The organism is Streptomyces sp. NPDC002130 (assembly GCF_040296465.1).
Taxonomy (GTDB): domain Bacteria; phylum Actinomycetota; class Actinomycetes; order Streptomycetales; family Streptomycetaceae; genus Streptomyces.
Window position 1 is genome coordinate 1 of the sequence record NZ_JBEOXI010000746.1, and the last position, 1,568, is coordinate 1,568.

Below are 1,568 nucleotides of genomic sequence, written 5' to 3' on the forward strand. Positions count from 1 at the left end.
TGCGGAACTGCTTGGTGTGCTCGTCGCCGTCGACCCACATGTCCATCGTGAGCTTGTCGACGCCGAGCTTCTCTGGTGAGTCCACTTGGTGGGGTTGAACATCATCAGGAACATCGTGCCGAAGACGACGCCGACCAGGCGCCACGACGGACCGGTTGCCGCGCCGGGGACGCGGCCGCGGCGCAACAACACGAAGAGCGTCGTGAAGAGGCACAGGATCATCGTCAAGAACGCGAAGCGTCGGGCAACCGAGCCGTCGACCGTCTGGACGAAGAGGTAGTAGTAGCGCAGGAAGTCCTGGTACCACTCGAGATTGGGCCCGATGATCGTTCGGACGCGCGTGGCTTCCATGACGCCGGCAAAGGTCTGGTCGGCGAAGATGACCACCAGCACGATGGTTCCGGCAGCGGCGATCGGAGCGAGAAGCGGCAGTGTGCCGACCAGTCGGTGACGCTTGACGACGATGCGCACCAATGGGCGCACACCGGCGAGAAGGGCTGCGATACACATCAATCCGGTGGGTGCGGCGGCAAGAGTGAAGGCACCGATCAAGATTGCGGTGGCCGCGGGCAGCAGACGTCCGGTGGCGATGGCGCGCTCGATGGAGCACCAGGTGAGCAGTGCGCCGAGAGCCACGATGGGCTCGGGGCGAAGACCGTTGTTGTACGCCAGCCAGAAGGACAGGAACACCAGCCCGCCGGTCCACAGGGCGACGTTGCTCCGGCGAACCGCCCGGCCGAGACGCGGGACGACCTCGCGGCTGATGACCATCCAGCAGAGGATTCCGGCGAGCAGAGCGGGCAGGCGCATGAACGGGCTCGCGGTCGAGATCTTCGCCATCACGGCCAGCACTTCGTAGTACCAACCGAACGGAGCCTCGGGAACGCCGAACCAACGGAAGTAGTTGGCCATGTATCCCGCGTCCGGCGAGACTCGGGCCATGGTGAGGAGATAACCGTCGTCGGCGGTGTTCGCGCCGATGAAGTGCCAGACGACCAGTGTGCCGACCACAACTCCGTCGATGCCGGAGAATTTCCACCAGCGTGCGGGCAGGAAGCGTCGGTGCTTGCGGCCGTCGGTGCCGTCGAGGCGGGCCAGGGCGATCAGCGCGACGATGGTCGAGAGGACGGCCACGATCATCGCGACCAGCTTCACGACGCTGGGGCTCGAGGAGAATCGTGAGTCGATCGTCATCGAGAAGCCGAGGCCGTCGGGGGCAGCGCCGTCGGGCAGGTCGCTGAAGACACCGACCACCTGCGGGCGGAAGTCGCCGTCGAGCTGGCCACGAATCGGGTTGCCGTCGGGATAGGTCAGTCCGACGAACTCGGCGGCGGTCCGATTGACGTCCGAGCTGAACGCGATGGCTCCGCAGCGACTCGACTCGACGTCCTCACGCGCCGCCGAAGCGACCACGACGTTGCGATCGAGCACGTCGACGCTGGTCGCGGACACGCGGACGAACATCGAGGAGAGTGCGGCGCCGTCGCCCTGAGCAGGCGCTGTCGACATGAGGATGCCGCCGCCCTCGGGCAGCGAGCTGACCGCGGTGCAGGGGATCGACGCGTTGA

At 66.1% G+C, this 1,568-nt stretch carries 1 pseudogene; it reads right to left on the minus strand.

Annotated elements, in window-relative coordinates:
* Nucleotides 1-132: 132 nt before the first annotated feature.
* Nucleotides 133-1,509 (minus strand): annotated as a pseudogene (locus ABT116_RS45090) (arabinosyltransferase domain-containing protein); the annotation flags it as partial.
* Nucleotides 1,510-1,568 lie beyond the last annotated feature (59 nt).